The following is a 17027-nucleotide window of genomic DNA, read 5'->3' as shown; positions in this document are numbered from 1 at the left end:
CATTGTGCAAAAGGAGTGGACGGGGGGTCTCACTCCAAATCAATCTTTATTTGTATTCTAACCACTTATTTCACGATAGAGCCAGATGTATTTTTCAGCCGAAGCAGTCCAGCTAAAGTCTCGTTTCATCGCTTGGTCAACCATCCTAAACCAATCTTCTGGCCGCTCATAGTAAGTTTGAAGGGCTAAATCGTAGACTTGACGCATATTGTAGGCATCACGTCCTCCAAAACTAAAACCAGTACCTTCTTTTGTTTCCATGTTATAAGGTGTGACGGTATCAACTAGCCCACCTGTTTCACGAACCAATGGGAGTGTTCCATAGTGCATAGAAATCAGTTGGCTAATACCGCATGGCTCAAACATAGACGGCATTAAGAAGAGGTCACTTGCTGCGTAAATTTGATGGGCGAGGGGCTCATTGTACCCACGATAGAAAGCGAATTTATCAGGATATGCCTGTTTGAAATGATTAAAGGCATTTTCAATGTCAGTTTCACCATTTCCTAATATCACAAATTGAACATGAGCTTGTAGAAGATGTCCGAGTACCTCTGTCAAAAGATAGAAGCCTTTCTGCCAGGTTAAACGTGATACAATTCCTACCAGAATGACATTCTCATCTTGTGGCAGTGCAAATTGGGCTTGTAATGCCAATTTGTTTGCTTTTTTCTCAGCTATATTTTCCAAGCTGTAATTCTTTACTAAATAGTGATCTGTTTGGCTATCCCAACTATCATAGTCTATACCATTGACAATACCGACAAGATCATGTTTACGCAACTCTAACACGTGTTGCATATTTTCACCAAATTCTTCTGTCAGAATTTCTCGCGCGTAGGTTTCTGAAACAGTTGTTACCTTATCAGCATACAAAATTCCTAATTTCATGAAACTGATGCATTCATCATGAAAACGTGCAATACCATCCAAGTAGTAGCTGTAGTCCATACCAAGTGCGGACCATAGTGCCTGCTTATGAAAAATACCTTGGAAGGCTAAATTATGAATGGTCAATACATGTTTGATGCTACGGAATTCCTCGCGGTAGCTATAGAATGTACGGCATAGGAATGGAAGTGCGGCTGTATGCCAATCATGCGTGTGCATGACATCTGGGAAGTAGTTCAGGGCTTCTAAGAGGCGACAAGTGGCATGTTGGAAATAACCAAATCGGATAGCGTCATCATCATATCCATATAATTCATCCCGTTCAAAGAAATCACGATGCTCAATGAAGTAGAAAGTCACACCATCAACGATTTGACGATAAACATTAGCCATGGATTGAATGTCGCCTGCTCGCACATCAAAGCTTGATACATAGTCAAAGTCAGAATGATTGTGTATTGCAATCTTTTTATAAAGAGGAAGGACAACCCTTACATCCAGACCTTGCTTAACAAGTTCTTTAGGAAGTGAGCCAATTACATCAGCTAAGCCACCAGTTTTGATGAATGGAAGTCCCTCAGACGCAACAAAGAGAACAGATTTTTTAGTCATATCAACTCCTAAATGATTTGATGAGGTTTCAGGTATGAAGGGGAAGTTTGACTTCCTTTGATGTCAATTGGGTGGATAATTTTGGTGGCTTTATCAACAATGGCATTTTCAATATTTGCGCCGGTCTTAATGGTTACACCATTGAGAATGATTGAGTTCTTTATCACAACACCCTCTTCAATGACAACATCACGGTCAATGACAGAATTTTCAACATGACCGTTGATATTCGCTCCATTTGCAATAATACAACCTTTTACTTCAGCTAGTGGACCATACAAGGTAGGAGAGGAGTCACTTGTCTGTGTATGGATAGGCCAGTCATGTTTGAAGAGCAATTTACGGGTATCCCGTTGAAGCAACTCCAGTTGAGTTGTAAAATAGGCTTCCACACTGTTGATACAAGCCACAAAATCTCGATGAGCATATCCCATGATTTTGTATTGGTCCACAACATCTCTTAGAATATCTTTAAGCCAGTATAAAGAAGAAACCTTATTCGCACGCTGAATCAATTCGATAAAGGTCGTACGTTTCATGAAGTAAGCTTCCAATGAAACGGGACGATTCTTGTATTTGCCATGATTTTCTTCAAATGCAATCACTCGACGGTCATCACCGAATTTCAAGGTTTGACAGCCGATGAAATTTTCCTTCGCATCTGAAACATTTTTATAGAGTACAGTGATGTCAGCTTCGTTTGCGATATGTTCCTCCATTACTTTTGAAAAATCTTGACTATAGATAAAGTAGGAAGGAGCGATTAAGACATATTCCTTCGTAGAGCTTTCGATATAATGGATATTTTCAGAAAATGCGTTAACATCATGCTGATAAACTGAGTTTGGATCTGTCACACTGTTCAGCAAGCGTAATGAGCCACGTTTACTGTTGATGTTGTAGTGTTTACCGGTACCAACGTGCTGAATGGTAGAACGCATTCTTGCAGGCATATAAACTTGAAATTCTGTAATGCCTGAGTTAGACATATTTGATAGCACAAAGTCGATTAGACGGTAGCGACCTAGGAAGCTAAAAGCTTGAACACCACGGTGACTCATAACGTCACCAAAATGCACATTGTTTCCTTCAATATTTACAATTCCGAGTGTATTTCTTAGCATAGCATTCCTTTCTTTCTTACTTACTTACATTTTTGTCAACCAAAAGAATTTTATCAAGTGTTCCTGAAAGTTTGACATTATCAGCAATTTTCACATCCTCAGCAACAATGACATAGTCAAGCTCTGCGCCTTCACCAATCACTGATCCCGGTAACAGAACAGAGTTTTTAACAACCGCATCCTTATTTACCTGAACATCGTTTGAAATAACGGAATGTTCAACATAACCATCAATAACAGCCCCTTTATCAATATAGGCAGATTTAACAGTTGCAGAAGTACTAATAACTTGGGCAGGTGAACCTTTGTCTTCAGAGTAAATTCTCCAAGTTCTGTCAGACAAATCTAAATCACCTGAATGGTCAATTAAGTCCATATTTGACTCCCATAGGCTATTCACTGTACCAACATCTTTCCAATAACCTTGGAATGGATGGGCAATGAGAGTACGGCCATCTGAAAGATATTTTGGTATAATATCGTGCCCAAAGTCGTGTGTAGAAGTTTCTGATTTATCGTCTTCTTGCAGATATTTTTTAAGCGTTTTCCAGGTGAAAATGTAAATCCCCATCGAAGCCAGGTTGCTCTTTGGATTCTCTGGTTTCTCTTCAAATTCTTGGATGCGGTATTCTTCGTCAGTATTCATGATACCAAAACGTGAAGCCTCTTTGATAGGGACTTCAATAACAGCGATAGTAGCATCCGCTTTCTTATGAATGTGCGTATCAAGGAGTTTATCATAGTTCATCTTGTAGATATGGTCGCCAGATAGAATAAGTACATACTCAGGATCATGGAGATCAATAAAGTCAATGTTTTGCGTAATCGCATCAGCTGTTCCTTTATATAACCCAAAACCTTCGATTTTTTCACTCGGTGGTAATACAAAGACACCAGATCCTTGTACATCAAGTCCCCAACGTTGTGATTGAGCAACATATGAATTCAAGAGAACAGGCTCATACTGGGTTAAAACACCAACAATATCAATACCTGAGTTGGCACAGTTACTGAGAGGAAAGTCAATAATGCGGTACTTGCCGCCAAATGCGACCGCTGGTTTTGCGACTTTTTTGGTCAACCCTTCTAAACGTGTTCCACGTCCACCAGCAAGAATCATAGCTAACATTTTATTTTGAGCCATCTAACCACTCCTTAATATATATGATACATGTATTATAGCACATAAAGGAAAAAAATGAAAGCGTTTCCTAGGTAAAAATTGAAAAATTTTCAATAATTTTACCAAACACTTTCACAAATATATTATATTAAGTTTTATAGACTTAATGACTTTAAACTTTATCAAATTTTACTTCTTCAAGTAGAAACTTGATAAACTTTTCCCCCATATCAGATAGAACGGCTTTCTCATGCTTGATATAGACCAATTCTATTTCATCATCATATTCTAGAGGGATTGAAACGATATTATCTCCGTTCAAATTCGAGTTAAGAATACCTGTTGCGATTGTATACCCATCAAGACCAATCAATAGATTAAAAAGAGTTGCACGGTCTGAGACAACGATAGACTTCTTATGGTGTTCTTGAGATAAAATTTCTTCTGAGAAGTAGAAGGAATTATGAATCCCTTGTTCGTAGCTGAGATAAGGGAAATCAACTAAGTCAGACAGTTTGATTGATTTCTTAGAAGCAAGTGGATTTGTTTTACTTACGAAAATATGAGGACGAGCAGTAAAAAGATAGGTATGAGACAAGCGATATTCATCTAATAATTTGAGAAGAACCTCTCGGTTATAATTATTTAAAAACAAAACACCTATCTCAGAGCGGAAATTCTTCACGTCATCAATAATTTCCCAAGTCCGCGTTTCCCTTAAGAATAGCTCATAGTCTTCCATCTCTGTCTCTTTTAACAAGGAAACGAAAGCATTTACGACAAAAGCATAGTGCTGGGAAGAGACACTGAATAACTGTCGTTTGGCATTCGGATTTTTATAGCGGTCTTCCAATAATTCAGTCTGTTCAACAATCTGCCGTGCGTAAGAAAGAAATTCCATCCCGTCCTTTGTTAAGGTAATTCCTTTGGGATTTCGATAGAATATTTTGATATTCATCTCTTTTTCAAGATCTCGCACAGCGTTTGAAAGACTTGGTTGTGTGATAAATAATTGTTTGGCAGCTTCATTCATACTGCCTGTTTCAGCGATTTTGATAATGTAAAATAATTGTTGAATTCTCATAAATCTATTTTATCATGAAAATTGACAAATGATATGAAAAAATGTATAATGCTGAAAATATAACCTTTAACTGAGTCCAGAGAGGCGAAGAAGGGAACGTGATAAAAAGGACAGATTCTGTCTTCTTTTCGTGTAACCTTGCTAGCCAGCAAGGTTTTTTCTCTGCACCGACTTTCTTGTATTCTGAGAATTATAGAATAGGGGAAAAATGATTTTAAAAGAACAAATGTTACTTGTTGAACAAGTACAACTTGCACCACGAATTTTTTCAATGATTTTGCAAGGAGAGATGGTTTCCGAGATGAGGATTGGACAATTTATCCATATTCGGGTTCCAAATGATGCAATGCTCTTGCGCAGACCGATTTCCATTTCTGAAATTGATTATGGTAAGTCCCAATGTCGGATTATTTACCGTGTGGAGGGTCTTGGGACAGATGTTTTCTCAAACATGGTTGCAGGAGATTATTTGGATGTCATGGGACCACTCGGAAATGGTTTTGAGATTGATTTTCTAAAAGACGGCGACCCGATACTTATTATTGGTGGTGGCATCGGTGTTCCTCCTCTGGTGGAGGTAGCAAAACAAGCTGCGAAGCGTGGTGCTAAGGTCACGTCAGTCATTGGCTTTGCCACTAAAGAAGCTGTGATTTTGGAGGAGGAGTTGGCGCAGTATGGCTCTGTTCATGTCACAACAGATGATGGTTCCTATGGAATTAAAGGGTCTGTGGCAACAGTAGTGGAGCAACTGACAAATGACTTTTTTGCCATCTATTCCTGTGGGGCGCCTGGTATGATGAAGTATGTTGACCAACGGTTCCAAGGTCATCCACATGCTTACCTCTCGCTTGAAGCCCGCATGGCTTGTGGGATGGGCGCTTGCTATGCCTGTGTTGTCAAACCAAAGCGAGGACAAGAGCACGAGAACAAGCGCGTCTGCAAAGAAGGTCCAGTGTTTGAGACTGGAAGTCTGGTTTTATAGGAGGACAGCATGGAGAAACGTTTAGCGATTTCCTTACCAGGTTTAGAATTAAAAAATCCCATTATTCCTGCATCTGGTTGTTTTGGTTTTGGTCAAGAGTATGCAGATTATTATGACCTTAACCAGCTTGGATCCATTATGATTAAGGCGACCACTCGTCATCCTCGCTATGGCAATGCGACTCCCCGTGTTGCGGAAACTCCAGCAGGTATGCTCAATGCCATTGGCCTTCAAAATCCTGGTGTTGATGCCGTCTTGTCCGAAAAACTCCCATGGTTGGAACAGCATTTTCCAGATTTGCCTATCATTGCCAATGTAGCTGGCTTTTCAAATGAAGAATATGCCTATGTTTCAGGAAAAATATCAAAGGCTCCGAATGTAAAGGCGATTGAACTAAACATTTCTTGTCCCAATGTGGACCATGGAAACAATGGTCTTCTAATAGGACAGGTGCCAGAATTAGCTTATGAAGCTGTAAAAGCAGCGGTTACAGCATCATCCGTGCCAGTCTATGTCAAACTCACACCTAGTGTAGCCGATATTACCCTTTTGGCTAAAGCGGCTGAGGATGCAGGTGCAAGTGGCTTAACGATGATCAATACCCTAGTTGGTATGCGATTTAATTTGAAAACTCGACAACCGATTCTGGCAAATGGTACGGGTGGTATGTCTGGCCCAGCTGTGTTTCCAGTTGCACTCAAGCTCATCCGTCAAGTCGCGCAGATAACGAATCTTCCTATCATAGGAATGGGCGGAGTAGATTCGGCAGATAAAGCCCTTGAAATGATGATTGCAGGCGCAGCGGCTATCGGTGTCGGGACTGCGAATTTCACGGATCCATTTGCATGTCCAAAGATTATTCAAGAATTACCAAATCGGATGGATTTCTATGGCATTGATCGTTTAGAGCAGTTACGGAGCGAGATTCGTACAAGCTTGAGTCAAGATTGACAAGCTTTAGATAAAAGAGTAATATAAAAGAAACTAACTCCTTTAACTATGTCCAGAGAGGCTGGGAAGGTGTCATGTAAATTGCTTGAAAATGTATTTTTCAGGCTGACTTCGTGTACAACCCTGTCTCAATTGGCAGGGTTTTTATGCATATTTGAAAGGATTTTATGAAAGAGAATCGACCAATTATTGCCCTAGATTTTGCAAGCAGAACAGAAGTGCAAACATTCCTAGAACAGTTTCCTAGCCAAGAAAAACTATTTGTAAAGGTAGGAATGGAACTATACTATGCGGAAGGTCCTGATATCATTCACTATTTGAAAGACTGCGGTCACAGTATTTTCTTAGACTTGAAACTCCATGATATTCCCAATACCGTTGAGTCTGCGATGCGAGTCTTGGCAAAACTCGGTGTGGATATGACTAACGTTCACGCTGCTGGTGGTGTGGAGATGATGCAGGCGGCTCGTAGAGGATTGGGGGAGGATGCGATTTTAATCGCTGTTACTCAGTTGACCTCAACTTCTGAAGAGCAGATGAGAAAGGACCAGAATATTCAAACCAGCTTACAGGATGCGGTAGTACATTATGCCCAAAAGGCTCAAGAAGCAGGTTTAGACGGAGTTGTCTGTTCCGCTCATGAAGTGAAACTTATAAAAGAAGCTACCAATCACGAATTTGTTTGTCTGACACCTGGAATTCGGCCAAGTGGTGGAGAAATCGGTGATCAAAAACGAGTCATGACACCAGCAGATGCTGCTCGAATCGGTAGTGATTACATCGTAGTAGGTCGCCCAATTACAAAATCTGAAGATCCTTATGAAACCTATTTGGCAATCAAAGAAGAATGGTGTCGTGTATGATTCAAATGAGGTAATGGGTCTTTCTTTGATAAATGGATTGATTTAAGAATCGAGGAGAAGATATGGGAAAGATTATTTCAAAGGATTTATTTTTTGATGGTTTTAAGTACCGTTTTGATGATGGTAAAGTTGAGCATTTTTCACCAAACTTAGTGTTAAATGGCTATAAAGGTGACAAGGGTTCACGAATAGAACCAGCATTTTTAGGTGGATACAAGGCTATTCGGCGGGATGGTCATGTAGAGAAGGCACGCATTTAAAAGGAGGTCTATAATGACATTAGCAACAGAAATCGCATCACACTTATTGGATATTAAGGCAGTTCATCTGCGTCCTGAAAAGCCTTTTACATGGGCATCAGGTATCAAATCCCCTATCTATACAGATAATCGTATTACACTATCTTATCCTGAAACTCGAAATCTGATTGAAGATGGATTTGTTCAACGAATTGAAGAGGAATTTCCTGAGGTTGAGGTGATTGCCGGAACTGCCACAGCCGGTATCCCACATGGAGCCATCATTGCAGATCGGATGAATTTGCCATTTGCTTATATCCGTAGCAAACCAAAAGATCATGGTGCAGGGAATCAATTAGAGGGTCGTATCGTCAAAGGACAAAAAATGGTTGTCGTTGAAGACTTGATTTCAACCGGTGGTTCTGTACTAGATGCCGTAGCAGCAGCTGAGCGTGAAGGCGCTGACGTTATTGGTGTGGTTGCTATTTTCACATATGAATTGCCAAAGGCAGATCGTAATTTTGACAATGCTGGCGTGAAATTGGTGACACTCAGCAATTATTCAGAGTTAATCAAGGTTGCAAAAGTTCAAGGTTATATCAGTGCTGATGGACTGAATTTGCTGAAAAAATTCCGTCAAAATCAAGAAACTTGGCAGGAAGACTAGTATTGGAGATAGGCTTGCGCACGATTTCTGGGAACTTGTCCTACAAAATGGTATAATGGACTCTAAGTATTTTGAGAATACAATAATTGACCGTATGAGGAGAAAAACATGATTTCAGTTATCGTGCCTTGCTTTAATGAAGAAGAGGCGATTCCCTATTTTTACGATGCTATGGAGAAAGTTCGTAAGGAAATGGGGGATCAATTTGAGTATATTTTTGTCAATGATGGTTCAAAGGATAGGACATTAACGGTTTTACGCCAATTGTCTGGTCAAGACCGAGCTGTTCGCTATCTTTCCTTTTCAAGAAATTTCGGTAAAGAAGCTGCTCTCTATGCAGGTCTACAAGCTGCGCAAGGGGATCTAATAACCGTTATGGATGTTGATTTGCAAGATCCACCTGAAATGTTGATGGAAATGAAGGCTATGTTGGATGGAAATCCAGATTTAGATTGCGTTGGAACCCGTCGTGTCAGTCGTGATGGTGAGCCACCGATTCGTAGCTTTTTTGCGAAATTATTCTACAAATTGATGAATAAAATCAGCCAGGTCGAGGTAGTAGACGGTGCCCGTGATTTCCGTCTCATGCGTCGTCACATGGTGGATGCTATTTTATCTGTATCTGAATACAATCGCTTTTCAAAGGGCATTTTTTCTTGGGTTGGATTCGAGACAGAATACTTGCCATATGAAAATGTTGAGAGGGTCGCTGGGGAAACTAGTTGGTCTTTCTGGAAACTACTCTCTTACTCAATTGAAGGAATCATCAATTTTTCAGATACACCTTTAAATATAGCATCCTACACAGGATTCTTTACATTCTTGTTGTCACTGGTTTTAATGGTTTTCGTAGTCATCAAAACCTTGGTATTCGGTGATCCTACAATTGGCTGGCCATCGACTATCTGTATTATCTTATTTTTAGGTGGTCTGCAGTTGATGACTATTGGTATACTTGGTAAATATTTGGCAAAAGTTTTCTTGGAAACGAAGAAACGTCCGATTTACATTGTTAAAGAGAGAAGTTCAAACTAGGAGTGATGTATGGAACATTCGGCTTGGCACGAATCGATAAAGGCACAGTTGCCGGATCATTATTTTAACAAAATCAATCAATTCTTAGATCAAGTTTATGCTAATGGTCCCATTTATCCGCCTCGTGAGAAGGTATTTGCTGCCATTCAAACAACGGATTTGGAAGAGGTTAAAGTAGTTATTTTGGGACAGGATCCCTATCACGGACCTGGTCAGGCACAGGGCTTGTCATTTTCTGTTCCGAACTCGGTACCAGCTCCGCCATCTCTTCAAAACATTTTAAAAGAATTGACGGATGATATTGGCGTCAAACAAGATCATGATTTGACGACATGGGCGGAACAAGGTGTGCTTTTGCTCAATGCTTGTTTAACTGTTCCAGCAGGTCAGGCCAATGGACATGCAGGGCAAATTTGGGAGCCTTTTACGGACGCTGTTATTAAGGTGGTCAATAGCTTAGACCAGCCTGTCGTCTATATTCTTTGGGGTGCTTATGCTCGCAAGAAAAAGGCGTTGATAACCAATCCAAAACATCTGGTTATCGAATCTGCTCATCCAAGCCCTCTTTCAGCCTATCGAGGTTTCTTTGGAAGCAAGCCCTTCTCACAAGCAAATGCCTACTTGACTTCACAAGGCAGAATAGGAATTGATTGGCTTCGATAGTAGATGGTAATGGCTTTGGTACTACAAAGGAGAATATGAATGTTATTAGTGAAAAATGGTCGAGTGTTGGATCCTCAAACTGGACTAGATAAAACTTGCGACATCTTAATAGATGGAAAGAGAATTGTAAAAATTGCGGAGTCAATTTCTGCTGACGTTGAACAGGTGCTTGATGCAACAGGATTAGTCGTTGCTCCTGGTTTGGTTGATGTTCATGTTCATTTTCGTGAGCCTGGTCAGACCCATAAAGAAGATATTCACACAGGAGCCTTAGCAGCCGCAGCTGGTGGCTTTACTTCTGTCGTCATGATGGCCAATACTAATCCGACGATTTCTACAGTAGAAATTCTAACTGAAGTTCTGGAATCTGCTAAAAAAGAAGCTATTCACATTTATAGTGTGGCAACCATTACAGATCGTTTCGATGGACAAAACCTGACCGATTTTCCTGCTTTGCTAGAAGCTGGAGCGGTGGCCTTTTCGGACGACGGTATTCCTTTGACAAATGCTGGCGTGGTTAGACAAGCTATGAAATTAGCCAAAGAGCAGGGCTGTCTCATCAGTCTGCATGAAGAAGACCCTGACCTGAATGGTGTCTTGGGCCTCAACGAGCAAGTAGCTGAAAAACATTTTCATGTTTGTGGTGCAACTGGTGTAGCAGAATACAGCATGGTCGCTCGCGATGTCATGATTGCCTATGAAACGGATGCGCGTGTTCATATCCAGCATCTATCCAAAGCCGAGTCGGTCAAGGTGGTTGAATTTGTTCAAGGTCTCGGAGCAAACGTCACGGCAGAAGTAGCACCCCAACATTTTTCACGGACAGAAGACTTACTTCTAACAAAAGGTGCCAATGCCAAGATGAATCCGCCGTTACGCTTGGAGAGCGATCGGTTGGCAGTGATTGAAGGATTGAAATCTGGTGTTATCTCTGTCATTGCGACGGATCATGCTCCTCACCATGCCGATGAGAAAAACGTTGAGGATGTCACTCAAGCACCGTCAGGAATGACAGGTTTAGAAACCTCGCTTTCGCTTGGCCTGACTCACTTGGTAGAAGAAGGACACTTGACACTCATGCAATTGCTGGAAAAAATGACTATTAATCCTGCCAAGCTCTACGGTCTTGATGCTGGCTATCTTGCGGAAAACGGTCCTGCAGACCTTGTTATTTTCAATCCAGATGCAAATCGAACGGTCACAGCTGATTTTGCATCAAAATCCGTAAATTCTCCATTTATCGGTGATAGTTTGAAAGGCGATGTCTTTTTTACAATTTCAGATGGAAGCATCGTTTATCATAAAAAATAAAAGAATTTGAAACTGTAGCCTGCTTGGTTGCAGTTTTTTTATCGTAAAAGCCATATTTTGATGCATCAAATAGGAAGTCAAGACTTGCTGAGATGGAAAAGATTGTGGAAGTGTTCAAAATATTTTCAAACAATCTAATGATAATTTCAACAGTCTCGTTTCAAATATCTGTTTAAACTATAAGGAATTCCTTCTAATATTCACTTTTGAATACCTCAATGCCATTCTCATACAAACATTTTACGAACATTTTAACTATGATAACGAATTCAATGTTTTTGTTTTTTGGTAAAAAAGTGTATAATAACTATATAACTCACTTAAGAAAGGTCGATTTATGAAAAAGAAAGATTTATTGTTGCCTGTGTTGTCTACCCTATTGTTGTCGCCGGTGATTTTGGCTCAACAAGTTCAAGCTGATGACGTACAGACTGCAGATACCTCATCAACTATTGTCCAACAGACTGAAACTACAGGGACAAGTGCATCTAATCCAGATGTGAACACACCGGAGGCAGTCTCTACTGTTTCAACAACGACAGAGGCTACAACAACTGAATTATCAGCTGCAGAAGTGGCTGTCGAGGCTAGTACCCCGATTGAAACAACTGCCTCTAGTACAGCCTCTGATTCAATTGATGCTGTTATTATTCATACGAACGACGTGCATGGTCGAATTCTTGAAGAAAAAGGCGTAATCGGTGATGCCAAGGCTGCTGCAGTCATTGAAGAAGAACGTAGTAAAGTTGAAAATACAATTGTGGTGGATGCTGGTGATGCCTTCCAAGGTCTGCCAATTTCCAACTCTACAAAAGGTGAAGACAGAGCCAATATTATGAACCAAGTCGGCTATGATGCCATGGCTGTTGGTAACCATGAATTTGACTTTGGGATGGACCAAGCAATTAAATACAAAGAGACCTTGAACTTCCCACTATTGAGTGCAAACACTTACGTTAATGGCGCTCGTGTTTTTGAAGCTTCAACCATCGTTGATAAAACGCCAACTGTTGTCGGTGATGAATTTATAGTTATCGGGGTAACAACACCAGAAACTGCTACAAAGACACACCCAAAAAATATTGAAGGTGTTACATTTGTAGATCCTATTACCGAAGTAAATAAGGTCATTGATGAAGTAGAAGCACGTGCACTTGCTGATAATCGTGTCTATAACAACTACATCATACTTGCGCACTTAGGTGTTGATGCGACAACTCCTGTAGAGTGGAGAGGTTCAACACTTGCTGAAGCCTTATCACAAAATACCAAACTTGCAGGCAAACGTGTGATTGTTATTGATGGCCATTCCCATACTGTTCAATCTGCTACATATGGTGACAATGTAACCTATAACCAGACAGGTTCCTATTTGAATAATATTGGTAAAGTTACCTTAAAATCTGAACAATTATTGGGTGAAGCAAGTCTCATTTCTGCTGCAGATACGGCCTCTGTGACACCAGATGCTTCAATTACTGAGCTTGTGAATGACATCAAAGCAAAATATGAAGCTGAAAATGCTCAAGTAGTGATTGAAAACAACCCAGTTGAATTGAATGGTGAGCGTTCAAATGTTCGTGTACGTGAAACTAACTTAGGTAATGCTGTAACAGATGCTATCTACGCATATGGTCAAACAGGTTTCTCAAATAAAACTAGTCTTGCTGTGACAAACGGCGGTGGTCTTCGTGCAACCATTGCTAAAGATCATCCTGTTACAAAAGGTGATATTATTGCAGTTTTACCATTCGGTAATATCATTTCACAAATTACAGTGACTGGTCTGCAAATTCAAGATATGTTTACGAAGTCATTGTCATCTGCCTTGCAAACCAATAAAGAAACTGGTGAATTCATCCTAGATGAAAATGGAGCGCCTCTCTTTGAGGCAAGTGGCGGATTCTTACAAATCTCCGGTGCGACAGTATTTTATGATCCAACTTTACCTGTTGAAGAGCGCGTGCTTCTTATTGGCATCTTAAATCCTGAGACTGGAGAATATGATGATTTGGATTTAGAAAAAACATATTATCTTGCTACAAATGATTTCTTAGCTGCAGGTGGGGATGGCTACACAATGCTTGGTGGTGCTCGCGAAGAAGGTCCGTCAATGGATAGTGTCTTTGCAGATTACCTAAAAACTGCAGACCTATCAGCCTACGCAGACATCAATCCATACTCTCGAATTATTCCTATAGATTCTACCTTGGATACTGATGAAGATGGTTATCCTGACTTCATCGAAGTCATTGTAGGTACAGATCCTGAAAATGCAGTTTCAAATCCAGAAGCGAATACAGAGGAGACGTCTTCAAATCAAGAAGATCCAACTACAAATTCTGAAACTAACCCAACTAGTACGATAGATGAACCTTCAAATCAAGGCTCAAATGGATCTACATCAGATAATAAGGGTCCTGTTGACACGCCTAAAGAAAAAGATGGCAAATCTGAAACTGTGAAAGGTAATGAAATTCTCAAAAAAGCACCACTGGCTAACGGAACCACTCCTGTGGCCAAGTCAGGAGTTTTACCAAATACTGGCGATCAATCAAGTCTTGGACTCAGCTTATTTGGTTTAGGTCTCGCGGGACTGGCAATGGCTCTACGTCGTAAAGAAGAAATGTAAGCAATTTTTTTGAAACAGGGTCTTCGGACTCTGTTTTTTAATGGAGGAACCATGCAAACTGTATTTCAATATCAAAGAGAAGGCAAACGTGAACCAATCTCATCCTATGTCTTGCTCAGTAATTCACCACGTCGTAAGGAGTTATTGAAGTTCTTGAAACCACATATTACCTCTGTTGAAGTGGATGAACGAGGAATTGAAGAATATTTTATGAACCAATTTGCTTCCGATGATTTTCTCACTCGAGCAGCTAAAACGTGTTGTGAGATTTCCAAGGCCAAGTCTGAGATCAAATTGACCCCAGGTCATCTCTATATTTCGGCAGATACAATTGTAATCGCAGATGAACAGATTTTTAACAAACCAAAAAATTTGACCGAGGCTGAAAAGATGTTTCGATCCTATTTTGGCAAGAGTCATTATGTGGTGACCTCAGTTTGTCTAAGAACGTCGCAATCACTGGATGTTTTTTATACGCTGGCACAGATTGATTTTGTTGACTATTATCCCGCACTAGAGAAGCTAATTCAGTCCTATATTTTTGAAAAGCAACCACTTGACAAGGCAGGGGCCTATGGTATTCAGGAGCTGGATCCACGATTTGTAGCGAGTATTTACGGGGATGTTCATACCATTATCGGTCTTCCAGTAGCGGAAATATCCCGCAGGATATTTGACGACAGCGATTTTGAAAAATAGCAGAGCTGGCAGGTTTGTTTGTGGTATAATGGAGGACGAAAAGGAGAGTTTATGAGTGTCGACATTGAAAAATACAAGCAATTGGCCCTGCAGAAGCAAGGTGAACACCGAAAATTTCTAGCAAATCTCAAGAAAAGAGCGCCTAAGAATTTAGACAGAATCGTACAGGACATTCACGCGGAAGTCTTTTCTGAAATTGATTGTACAGAATGTGCAAACTGTTGCAAAACATTGGGTCCACTTTTTACCGAAGCTGATATTACTCGCATTGCCAAACATCTTCGTATGAAACTACCTGTTTTCGAAGAAATGTATTTGCGTGTAGACGAAGATGGAGATAAGGTTTTTCAGGCCATGCCGTGTCCCTTCCTAGGTGGAGATAATCTGTGTAGCATCTATGATGCGAGACCAAAAGCTTGTCGAGAATTTCCTCATACTGATCGCAAAAAAATCTATCAAATCAACAATTTAACCATAAAAAACACCTTGATTTGCCCCGCAGCTTATCTCTTTGTTGAAAAACTGCGGGAAAAGATCAATTAATTTTTCCATTCATATTTGAATTTTCTACATAGGATTTTTTAGAAAACTTCCAGACTAATTTTCAAACTTTTGTTGCAAACGGTTCCGTAATGAGTTATAATATTTATATACATATCATAGATAGGAGATCTTTGTGAAACAATATAAGAATTATATCTTTGATTTTTATGGTACTCTAGTAGATATTGTAACAGATGAAAACAAGTTGGAATTATGGGAGAAACTGGCTGCCATCTATAATTCTTTTGGATGCTCTTATGGTGCTAGACAGCTGAGAAGTGCATTCCAAGAAACTGCGAATGAAGCAGAGCTTGATTTGATTCGAATTAGTCCTTACCAAGATGTCGAAATTGACTTAGAGAAAGTATTCGTTCAATTATTGACTGATACCAAATATGGACGGGAAACCCAAAATAAACCTGCTGATTTAAAGACTTTCGGACAAATGGTAGCTACTGTATTCCGGGTCCTTTCTCGTGAAAAATTAGAAGCTTATCAGCATACCTTAGCTACCCTAGAGGAACTACAAAATAGGGGTGCACGATTGTTTATCTTGTCCAATGCTCAGCGAATATTTACCCAAGCTGAGATTGAACTAACAGGGTGCGCAACCTTCATGGAGAAAATTTATATTTCCTCAGATTATCGCATTAAGAAACCTGAACCTGAATTTCTGCTAGGTTTAATGGGTGAAAATCAGTTAGATCCAGCTGAAACAGTCTTTGTCGGTAATGACTTGACTTCAGACATTGCTATTGCTCAAGCTGTTGGAATTGATGGTGTCTTACTGAATACTTTCCCTTATAGTCCTGATGAGATCTTTGCTTACCAAGAAAAAGGTTGGGACTTTACGATTATCGATGATATTATTGAATTGATTCGTTAGATGATAACCCTAAGAACTACCTTCATCAATTTGGAAGTAGTTCTTTTGATTTTCTTATTTTCAATTTTTTAAGAAGGAACATATTTTGAAACAAACTATTCAAGAACTTTTAGACAATTATCGACAAGCGGTTTTATATGGTCGAATGGATTAGCATTCAGACAAGGAACTGAGGCGCAGGTTGCTAGAACAGCCTAAAGGCTGTTCTAGGTTGGAAATAAGACTTGAGAAACAAGTCACTTTCGTAGAGTACGGCAAGGCAAAAGTGACGAAGTATCAAAGCGAATTCAAATGACTGATACAAAGATAAGGATTGATGATTTCCCTTCATCATGATGACATTTTTATCTATGATGTTGCTGGCCAATGGGCAATAAAAGGCAAACAAGAATTAATTGCAATGGTTGAGGATTGGTTTAAAAACATTTCCCTAGGTGAAGTAGTGGTTGATTTTTCAAATCTGACCATCAAATCTTCCCATACCTGTACCTTTGCCTATTTTGATGCAACTTTTTCAAAACTAAAAAATGAAGTGGTAGTGCAATCTGTTGTTAATTGATTTACGCTCTGTTTAGTGTTTGAGGATGGCTGGAAGATAATACACCAGCATGCTTGCCACCCTCTGGGAAGCAGTCATTGATAGAAGTGTTTACATAAACTATATTATGTAAATCTCAAAAACTACTTTTATCACCATGAGAGTAGTTTTTATCTTTTCCGGT

At 39.9% G+C, this 17027-nt stretch carries 17 protein-coding genes; 13 read left to right on the top strand and 4 right to left on the bottom strand.

Annotated features, from left to right (window positions below):
- Positions 1-57: 57 nt before the first annotated feature.
- The 4 genes from glgA to K6V43_RS04070 all read right to left on the bottom strand — a co-directional run bounded on the left by glgA (position 58) and on the right by K6V43_RS04070 (position 4834).
- Positions 58-1503, bottom strand: a complete 1446-nt coding sequence (gene glgA / locus K6V43_RS04085) for a glycogen synthase GlgA (protein ID WP_222381810.1) — start codon at positions 1501-1503, stop codon at positions 58-60.
- 8 nt (positions 1504-1511) lie between these two features.
- On the bottom strand, positions 1512-2627 hold the full coding sequence (gene glgD / locus K6V43_RS04080) for a glucose-1-phosphate adenylyltransferase subunit GlgD (RefSeq protein WP_222381808.1): 1116 nt from the start codon (positions 2625-2627) through the stop codon (positions 1512-1514).
- 16 nt (positions 2628-2643) lie between these two features.
- Positions 2644-3771, bottom strand: coding sequence for a glucose-1-phosphate adenylyltransferase (locus K6V43_RS04075; protein WP_024392171.1), 1128 nt, complete (start codon positions 3769-3771; stop codon positions 2644-2646).
- Between the two features lie 151 nt (positions 3772-3922).
- Positions 3923-4834: a LysR family transcriptional regulator gene (locus K6V43_RS04070; protein WP_172018121.1), complete on the bottom strand. Its 912-nt coding sequence runs from the start codon at positions 4832-4834 to the stop codon at positions 3923-3925.
- Positions 4835-5042: 208 nt separating this feature from the next.
- Between K6V43_RS04070 and K6V43_RS04065 the strand changes: the two genes are divergently transcribed.
- The 13 genes from K6V43_RS04065 (at position 5043) to K6V43_RS04005 (ending at position 16864) form a co-directional block, all read left to right on the top strand.
- Positions 5043-5816: a dihydroorotate dehydrogenase electron transfer subunit gene (locus tag K6V43_RS04065; protein ID WP_222381807.1), complete on the top strand. Its 774-nt coding sequence runs from the start codon at positions 5043-5045 to the stop codon at positions 5814-5816.
- 9 nt (positions 5817-5825) lie between these two features.
- Entirely contained in the window at positions 5826-6767 is a 942-nt protein-coding gene (locus tag K6V43_RS04060; RefSeq protein WP_222381806.1) for a dihydroorotate dehydrogenase, read from the top strand.
- Between the two features lie 167 nt (positions 6768-6934).
- Positions 6935-7630, top strand: a complete 696-nt coding sequence (pyrF, locus tag K6V43_RS04055; RefSeq protein ID WP_222381805.1) for an orotidine-5'-phosphate decarboxylase — start codon at positions 6935-6937, stop codon at positions 7628-7630.
- Between the two features lie 62 nt (positions 7631-7692).
- A complete protein-coding gene (locus K6V43_RS04050; protein ID WP_105127153.1) occupies positions 7693-7890 on the top strand; it encodes a hypothetical protein in 198 nt (65 codons plus the stop codon).
- A gap of 13 nt (positions 7891-7903) precedes the next feature.
- A complete protein-coding gene (gene pyrE, locus K6V43_RS04045) occupies positions 7904-8536 on the top strand; it encodes an orotate phosphoribosyltransferase (RefSeq protein ID WP_024404661.1) in 633 nt (210 codons plus the stop codon).
- Between the two features lie 108 nt (positions 8537-8644).
- A complete protein-coding gene (locus K6V43_RS04040) occupies positions 8645-9571 on the top strand; it encodes a glycosyltransferase family 2 protein (protein ID WP_024404662.1) in 927 nt (308 codons plus the stop codon).
- A 9-nt stretch (positions 9572-9580) separates the two neighbouring features.
- The gene (locus K6V43_RS04035) at positions 9581-10234 is read left to right on the top strand and encodes a uracil-DNA glycosylase (protein ID WP_222381803.1); all 654 of its coding nucleotides are present in this window, start codon (positions 9581-9583) and stop codon (positions 10232-10234) included.
- A gap of 39 nt (positions 10235-10273) precedes the next feature.
- Positions 10274-11545: a dihydroorotase gene (locus K6V43_RS04030; RefSeq protein WP_222381801.1), complete on the top strand. Its 1272-nt coding sequence runs from the start codon at positions 10274-10276 to the stop codon at positions 11543-11545.
- A 337-nt stretch (positions 11546-11882) separates the two neighbouring features.
- Positions 11883-14177: a cell surface ecto-5'-nucleotidase Nt5e gene (nt5e, locus tag K6V43_RS04025; protein WP_222381799.1), complete on the top strand. Its 2295-nt coding sequence runs from the start codon at positions 11883-11885 to the stop codon at positions 14175-14177.
- A gap of 51 nt (positions 14178-14228) precedes the next feature.
- Positions 14229-14876, top strand: coding sequence for a Maf family protein (locus tag K6V43_RS04020; protein ID WP_222381797.1), 648 nt, complete (start codon positions 14229-14231; stop codon positions 14874-14876).
- Positions 14877-14927: 51 nt separating this feature from the next.
- Positions 14928-15419, top strand: a complete 492-nt coding sequence (locus tag K6V43_RS04015; protein ID WP_222381795.1) for a YkgJ family cysteine cluster protein — start codon at positions 14928-14930, stop codon at positions 15417-15419.
- 133 nt (positions 15420-15552) lie between these two features.
- The gene (locus tag K6V43_RS04010; protein ID WP_172071067.1) at positions 15553-16305 is read left to right on the top strand and encodes an HAD family hydrolase; all 753 of its coding nucleotides are present in this window, start codon (positions 15553-15555) and stop codon (positions 16303-16305) included.
- A gap of 316 nt (positions 16306-16621) precedes the next feature.
- Complete coding sequence (locus K6V43_RS04005; protein WP_222381793.1) at positions 16622-16864, top strand: hypothetical protein; 243 nt, start codon at positions 16622-16624, stop codon at positions 16862-16864.
- Positions 16865-17027: the final 163 nt, after the last annotated feature.

The organism is Streptococcus suis, assembly GCF_019794615.1.
Taxonomy (GTDB): domain Bacteria; phylum Bacillota; class Bacilli; order Lactobacillales; family Streptococcaceae; genus Streptococcus; species Streptococcus suis_AI.
The sequence above is the reverse complement of the archived record's forward strand: the minus strand, read 5'-3'. Positions and strand labels throughout refer to the sequence as shown.

Excerpts from the sequence above, each read along its gene's own strand:
- K6V43_RS04015 (WP_222381795.1), top strand. The coding sequence starts at position 14,928 with ATGAGTGTCGACATTGAAAAATACAAGCAATTGGCCCTGCAGAAGCAA.
- K6V43_RS04040 (WP_024404662.1), top strand. The coding sequence starts at position 8,645 with ATGATTTCAGTTATCGTGCCTTGCTTTAATGAAGAAGAGGCGATTCCC.
- K6V43_RS04050 (WP_105127153.1), top strand. The coding sequence starts at position 7,693 with ATGGGAAAGATTATTTCAAAGGATTTATTTTTTGATGGTTTTAAGTAC.
- pyrF (WP_222381805.1), top strand. The coding sequence starts at position 6,935 with ATGAAAGAGAATCGACCAATTATTGCCCTAGATTTTGCAAGCAGAACA.
- glgA (WP_222381810.1), bottom strand. The coding sequence starts at position 1,503 with ATGACTAAAAAATCTGTTCTCTTTGTTGCGTCTGAGGGACTTCCATTC.
- pyrE (WP_024404661.1), top strand. The coding sequence starts at position 7,904 with ATGACATTAGCAACAGAAATCGCATCACACTTATTGGATATTAAGGCA.
- K6V43_RS04005 (WP_222381793.1), top strand. The coding sequence starts at position 16,622 with ATGATTTCCCTTCATCATGATGACATTTTTATCTATGATGTTGCTGGC.
- glgD (WP_222381808.1), bottom strand. The coding sequence starts at position 2,627 with ATGCTAAGAAATACACTCGGAATTGTAAATATTGAAGGAAACAATGTG.
- K6V43_RS04075 (WP_024392171.1), bottom strand. The coding sequence starts at position 3,771 with ATGGCTCAAAATAAAATGTTAGCTATGATTCTTGCTGGTGGACGTGGA.
- K6V43_RS04035 (WP_222381803.1), top strand. The coding sequence starts at position 9,581 with ATGGAACATTCGGCTTGGCACGAATCGATAAAGGCACAGTTGCCGGAT.
- K6V43_RS04020 (WP_222381797.1), top strand. The coding sequence starts at position 14,229 with ATGCAAACTGTATTTCAATATCAAAGAGAAGGCAAACGTGAACCAATC.
- K6V43_RS04060 (WP_222381806.1), top strand. The coding sequence starts at position 5,826 with ATGGAGAAACGTTTAGCGATTTCCTTACCAGGTTTAGAATTAAAAAAT.
- nt5e (WP_222381799.1), top strand. The coding sequence starts at position 11,883 with ATGAAAAAGAAAGATTTATTGTTGCCTGTGTTGTCTACCCTATTGTTG.
- K6V43_RS04070 (WP_172018121.1), bottom strand. The coding sequence starts at position 4,834 with ATGAGAATTCAACAATTATTTTACATTATCAAAATCGCTGAAACAGGC.
- K6V43_RS04065 (WP_222381807.1), top strand. The coding sequence starts at position 5,043 with ATGATTTTAAAAGAACAAATGTTACTTGTTGAACAAGTACAACTTGCA.
- K6V43_RS04030 (WP_222381801.1), top strand. The coding sequence starts at position 10,274 with ATGTTATTAGTGAAAAATGGTCGAGTGTTGGATCCTCAAACTGGACTA.